The organism is Sphingobium sp. AS12 (assembly GCF_019097845.1).
In the GTDB taxonomy this organism is placed as follows: domain Bacteria; phylum Pseudomonadota; class Alphaproteobacteria; order Sphingomonadales; family Sphingomonadaceae; genus Sphingobium.
The window spans coordinates 1-6,310 of the sequence record NZ_JAHRGM010000048.1 but is presented as its reverse complement, the minus strand read 5'-3'; the positions used below and the strand labels follow the sequence as shown (position 1 = coordinate 6,310).

Here is a 6,310-nt window from a genome sequence, read left to right as displayed (position 1 = left end):
GAAACGGACGGACCCGCTCCCACTGCTCGTCGCTTAATCCGTGTCGATCCAAGATGGCGCTCCCTTCGCCAGTCTTGAATCCGATCTGCGCGGAAAAGGGAATCCCCTAATTGTCCACAGGCCTTAACGAACGTCGGCCAGATGGGAGAGCCAGATGGCACACGCGACATTGCCCGTAAGGACGGGCGAGAAATACAGAGCCGAATGTATCCGCTGGATGACCGAGTTCAAACCCGACCTGTTCGTCACCTTCGTTTTCAACCGTGGTATCAACATAGACGAGGCGCAAAGGACGTTTGAAAAGTTTCACGGCTATATCGATCGCAAGCTTATCGGTCGCGCTTTCCTCCGCCGCCCTGATAAGCGATCCAGTTACATCGCCACCGTCGAGAAGCCCGACACCAACATCCACATCCACGCGCTATTCAGGATGAGCGATATCCAAAAGCTACGCTTCTGTTTGATCGCCGATGGCATATGGGAAACGCTGGTCAAAGGCGGCAATCTCGACATTCAGGTGGTCCATTGCGCCGAAGGTGTCGCGGATTACATCACCAAGGAACTTAGGCCGCAGACGAGTGATCGTCTCCTGCTACCCCGCCATGCGGAGATTTCGTCCTCTCGATAATTGTCGGGGGCTGCCGCCACGCGAGGCCCTACGGTTTATCGATATATCATCCAGAACGCGGACCATCGATCTTGGGCCGCAGTGAATACTATCACCAGATGATATAGAAGATCACAGACAGAGACGAAGCAGACGACGAACCAAGATGAACAGCGACACGAAGAAACACAGACATATGGAACGAATGATATTCCGTCCCATCCCAAACGGCCCAAAAACCGTGGTGATGGCGACGGAATTATTTTTGGGTATTTTTCTGGCGTTCAACGCCAATCTTCGGTCGCTCTCACGAATGACGACATTACGGCTCGCTTGTCCGAAACAGCAAGGAGATGCTCATGTCGATCCTCAAGTCCCTCAAGCTTACCGCTGCCGCCCCGGCAAATGTCGGCGCGTCCGAACATGGCTTCCGTGCGAAGCTGCTTCGCTATCTCGCAGAACAGAAGGCGTTGGCGGAGGCGGAAATCGCCGGAACGGCGTTTCAGGCTACCAAAAAGGTCACGCGCACCAACGAAGCAGGCGAAAAGGTCCGTGTCGAGGCCGCGCGCCATGTCCGCAAGGGCTGGTTCACCGATGTCGGAGGCAAAATGTTCTTCCAGCTTCGCTATGGCAGCAAACCGCTGGAGTTCGCCAAGGGCATGAACGCGGTATCCGTCCAGGACATCAACGAGGTGCCGGTCATCATCGGCTCGATCATTGAGGCGATCAACGCGGGCGAACTGGACCCGCAGCTCACCGCAGCCATCGCGGAGCGCAAGGCGAATTTCAAGCCGAAGGCGAAGAAGGCAAAGGCGTAATGCTGGAGCAAACGAGGCGGGCGACCATCGCCCGCCTCAATGACCGGCTGCGCGGCACCGGCGAGGACGGCTGGATATTCCTGTCCGCCGGTGTTGCCGCCCTGCCCATTGCGACGAAAGATGCTGTTATCAGAGCCGTGCGGCTGTTTGCCGCCTTCACCTCGGACAACGATCCCCACGGCGAGCATGATTGCGCGGTGGTCGCGGTGGAGGATCACCGGATTATCTGGAAGATCGATTATCACCCCCGCGATCGGAGCGGCGCTGACCCAGACCCGGCTGATCCAGCGACCACGAAGCGAGTCATGACGATCATGTTGGCGGAGGAATATTGACGATGTGGCGGTATCAGCTTCTCGATTTATCGGAACAGCATGTCCGGCAACTTCGCCTGCTCATCAAGCTCAACCGCGCCGAAGCCCATGTCATCGTGAAAACGGATAAGCCGTGGCCGCCCGAGATTTTACTTCATCCACGCCAGCATACTGCGAAGATCGCGCGCGACGCCATCAATTGATCCTGGCTTGATGAGCCTTGTTCAACCCACGGCCAAACGACCGGCAGATATGGCGATGCGATCCTCGGCGTCGAAACTGATCATTTTTGCCGCGACTGTCTGGTAATTTCCCCATTTTTTAGCTGACTGCCAACACTCAGGCTGGTTTTGAAAGCGATCAGCCCTTACGCATCAAGCGAAGGGCGGGTGGGAATGATCGACAAGAAACCTCTGAGCGAGCGCGACATCTGCACCAAATTCATTACCCCTGCGGTGAAGAATGCTGGCTGGGATGAAATGACCCAGATCAGAGAAGAGGTCAGTTTTACCAAGGGGCGCATAATTGTGCGCGGCAAGATGGTCAGCCGGGGAAAAGCCAAGCGCGCGGACTACGTCCTTTATTACAAACCGAACATTCCTCTGGCGCTGATCGAAGCCAAGGAAAATTCACAAAGCATCGGGGCCGGGATACAGCAGGCGCTGGAATATGCCGAAACGCTCGATATTCCCTTCGTTTTCGCGTCAAATGGCGACGGCTTCGTTTTTCATGACCGCACAGGTACCAGCGATGCCGTCGAAGCCACGCTTAGCTTGGAAGCGTTTCCCTCGCCCGATGAGCTTTGGCAGCGATATGCGGCGTGGAAGGGGCTGACGACCAAGGGCGAAGAGATCGTTCTTGAAGATTATTACGACGATGGCAGCGGGAAGCAGCCTCGATATTATCAGGTCAACGCGGTCAACGCAGCGATGGAGGCCATCGCCAAAGGGCGGAACCGTGTTTTGCTGGTCATGGCGACCGGCACTGGCAAGACCTATACGGCGTTCCAGATCATCTGGCGTTTGTGGAAGGGCGGGCACAAAAAGCGCGTCCTGTTCCTCGCTGATCGCAATATTCTCGTCGATCAGACCATGGTCAATGATTTTCGCCCGTTCGGCCCTGCCATGGCGAAGCTGTCCGCCAACGCGAAAACCATCGAGCGGGATGATGGCAGCAAGATCGACTTGACAATTGCCATGGATAAAAAGCGGCGGGTGGACACCGCCTACGAGATTTATCTCGGGCTTTATCAAGCGATCACTGGCCCGGAAGAGCGCCAGAAACTGTTCAAGGAATTCTCTCCCGGTTTCTTCGACCTCATTGTGATTGATGAATGCCACCGTGGCAGCGCCGCCGACGATAGCGCGTGGCGTGAAATCCTTGAGCATTTCACCGATGCCACGCAAATCGGCCTGACCGCCACGCCGAAAGAGACAACATACGCCTCCAACATCGATTATTTCGGGAAGCCCGCCTACAGCTACACGCTGAAGCAGGGCATCCGCGATGGGTTCCTTGCGCCCTACAAAGTTGTCAAGGTTCACATCGACCGCGATGTTGAAGGCTATCGGCCAGAAAAGGGTCAGGTGGATCGCGATGGCGTCGAGATCGAGGACCGGATTTACAATACCAAGGATTTCGACCGAACCTTGGTGCTCGATGATCGCACCAAGCTGGTGGCGAAAAAGGTCACGGAATTCCTCAAAGCCAGCGGCGACCGCTACCAGAAGACTATCGTGTTCTGTGTAGATCAGGAGCACGCGGCCCGGATGCGGCAGGCCCTCATCAACGAGAATGCCGACCTGTTTGCCGAGAGTTCGCGCTACGTCATGCGCATCACTGGCAATGATCCGGAAGGACAGGCGCAGCTTGGCAACTTCATTGATCCGGAAAGCCGTTATCCCGTGCTCGTCACCACGTCCCGGCTGCTATCGACCGGCGTTGATGCGCAGACGTGCCGCCTGATCGTGCTGGACCGCGATGTTGGTTCGATGACCGAGTTCAAGCAGATCGTCGGGCGCGGCACACGGGTCCATGAGGATACTCGCAAATACTTCTTCACCCTCATGGATTTTCGTGGGGCCACCAATCACTTTGCGGACCCCGATTTCGACGGCGAACCTGTTCAGATTTACGAACCCGGCGCGGATGATCCGGTAACACCGCCGGACGATGGCGATACCACCCCGGCCGATGATGGCGACGAAAGCGAGAAGCCCGGCGAAGGCGAAACCGTGGTCGATGATGGCAAAGACATCGACATCACCGGGGGCGGCGGTAAAAAGGCCAAAATCTATGTCGATGGCGTGCCCGTGGTCATCGTGGCAGAGCGCGTGGAATATCTCGATGAGAGCGGCAGGCTTGTTACCGAAAGCCTGCGTGATTTCACGAAGAATGCGCTGCGCAAGCATTTCGCGAGTTTGGATGATTTCCTCAACCGCTGGAATTGCGCCGAGCGCAAACAGGCTTTGCTCGATGAATTGAGCGCGGAGGGTTTGGCCTTGGACGTGATCGCGGAGGAGCTTGGAAAAGACCTCGATCCGTTCGATCTCATTTGCCATATCGCGTTTGATCGTAAGCCGCTGACCCGCCGCGAACGCGCCGACAATGTCCAAAAGCGCGATGTTTTCGGCAAGTATGGGGATCAGGCCCGAGCGGTGCTTGACGCTCTGCTGACCAAATATGCCGACGAGGGAATGCTCAATCTCGACGATACCAACGTGCTGCGCATCCCGCCTTTGAATACGCTGGGGACGCCCGTGCAGCTCATCAAAGCCTTCGGCGGGAAGGTGGGCTTCGAAAATGCCGTCCACGACTTACAAAATGAATTATATCAGGAAGTTGCTTAATCAATGTCGGTCCGCACACTCGTCAAATCCATTCAGGACATCATGCGCAAAGACAGCGGCGTTGATGGTGATGCCCAGCGTATCAGCCAACTTTGCTGGCTATTTTTCCTGAAAATCATCGATGATCAGGACCAAGAATTGGAATTGATGCGCGATGGCTATCAGTCACCCGTGCCCGACCAATTCCAGTGGCGTAGCTGGGCCGCCGACCCCGAAGGTCTGACCGGAGAGGCGTTGCTCACTTTCATCAACGAAGAGCTGTTCCCGGCGATGAAGGGCCTGAAGCCCACTGGCCAGCCCAGCGACCGCCGCCGTGTCGTGCGTGACGTGTTCGAAGATGCCTATAATTACATGAAATCCGGCCAGTTGCTGCGGCAGGTGGTCAACAAGATCAACGACATCGACTTCAACAACCTCTCCGAGCGCCAGCACTTCGGCGACGTTTACGAAACACTTCTCAACGACCTGCAGTCCGCTGGCAACGCCGGGGAATACTACACCCCCCGCGCCGTCACTGCCTTCATGGTTGACCGCATCGACCCCAAGCCGGGCGAGATCATCTTTGATCCATCGTGCGGCACCGGCGGTTTCCTCACTTGCGCCATGAAGCATATGCGCGACCGCTATGTGAAGCGACCCGAGGATGAAGCGTTGATGCAGGCATCATTGCGCGCCGTGGAAAAGAAACCGCTGCCGCACATGCTCTGCGTCACCAACATGCTGCTGCACGGCGTGGAAGACCCCAGTTTTGTGCGCCATGATAATACGCTGGCCCGGCCCTATATCTCTTGGGAGCAGAAGGATCGTGTCGATGTGATCCTCACCAACCCGCCGTTCGGCGGCAAGGAAGAGGATGGGATTGAAAGCAACTTCCCCCAGCATTTCCGCACTCGTGAAACCGCCGACCTGTTCCTAGCCCTGTTTATCCGCCTTCTGCGTAAGGGTGGCGTTGCGGCCATCGTGTTGCCAGACGGCAGCCTGTTTGGCGAAGGCGTGAAGACCCGGCTAAAAGAGGCGCTGTTGGAAGAGTGTAACCTCCACACCATCGTTCGTCTGCCCAATAGCGTGTTCAAACCCTACGCTTCTATCGGCACCAACCTGCTGTTTTTTGAGAAAGGCGAGCCTACCAAGGACGTCTGGTTTTACGAACACCAAGTGCCCTTGGGCCAGAAGGCTTATTCGATGACTAGGCCGATCCGGCAGGAGCATTTCGCGCCCTGCGTGGAATGGTGGGGCGGCCCTGATCGGAAGGGTCGCGAGGAAGGCCCGCAATCGTGGAAGGTTAGCCTCGAAGACGTGAAGGCACGGGGATATAACCTGGACTTCAAGAACCCGCACAGCGTCGATGCTGACCATGGCGACCCGGCGGAACTGCTGGCCAATCTGAACGCTGCCGAGGTCCGAGCGGCAGACCTGCGTGCGCAGTTGCAAACCATTCTGGCCGAGGCGTTGGCGCGATGAACACTGTGCTAATGCTGGAGCACTATGCGCGGATCGCGGACGCGCCGGATGCCATCAACCGATTACGTCAGTTTGTTCTGGATCTTGCCGTGCGCGGCAAGCTGGTTGAGCAGGATGCCGATGATGAGCCTGTAACTAAGGCCTGTGGACAATTAGGGGATTCCCTTTTCCGCGCAGATCGGATTCAAGACTGGCGAAGGGAGCGCCATCTTGGATCGACACGGATTAAGCGACGAGCAGTGGGAGCGGGTCCGTCCGTTT

7 protein-coding genes are annotated in these 6,310 nt (G+C 56.8%); all 7 read left to right on the top strand.

Translation table 11 applies throughout. From position 1 onward, the window contains the following. Positions 1–154: 154 nt before the first annotated feature. On the top strand, positions 155–628 hold the full coding sequence (locus tag KRZ98_RS18055) for a hypothetical protein (RefSeq protein WP_217674830.1): 474 nt from the start codon (positions 155–157) through the stop codon (positions 626–628). A gap of 338 nt (positions 629–966) precedes the next feature. Continuing rightward, positions 967–1,425, top strand: coding sequence for a hypothetical protein (locus KRZ98_RS18050; RefSeq protein ID WP_217674829.1), 459 nt, complete (start codon positions 967–969; stop codon positions 1,423–1,425). After that, the gene (locus KRZ98_RS18045; protein WP_217674828.1) at positions 1,425–1,760 is read left to right on the top strand and encodes a DUF3768 domain-containing protein; all 336 of its coding nucleotides are present in this window, start codon (positions 1,425–1,427) and stop codon (positions 1,758–1,760) included. The genes KRZ98_RS18050 and KRZ98_RS18045 overlap by 1 nt, the downstream gene beginning before the upstream one ends. Positions 1,761–1,762: 2 nt before the next feature. Further along, entirely contained in the window at positions 1,763–1,942 is a 180-nt protein-coding gene (locus KRZ98_RS18040) for a hypothetical protein (protein WP_217674827.1), read from the top strand. A gap of 192 nt (positions 1,943–2,134) precedes the next feature. Beyond that, positions 2,135–4,588 (top strand): EcoAI/FtnUII family type I restriction enzme subunit R, encoded by a 2,454-nt coding sequence (hsdR, locus tag KRZ98_RS18035; RefSeq protein WP_254798676.1) that lies wholly within the window; start codon positions 2,135–2,137, stop codon positions 4,586–4,588. A gap of 3 nt (positions 4,589–4,591) precedes the next feature. After that, entirely contained in the window at positions 4,592–6,049 is a 1,458-nt protein-coding gene (locus KRZ98_RS18030) for a class I SAM-dependent DNA methyltransferase (protein WP_217674826.1), read from the top strand. Then, positions 6,046–6,310, top strand: a 265-nt coding sequence (locus KRZ98_RS18025; protein ID WP_217674825.1) for a hypothetical protein, incomplete at its 3' end; no start/stop codon positions are given. The genes KRZ98_RS18030 and KRZ98_RS18025, both read left to right, overlap by 4 nt.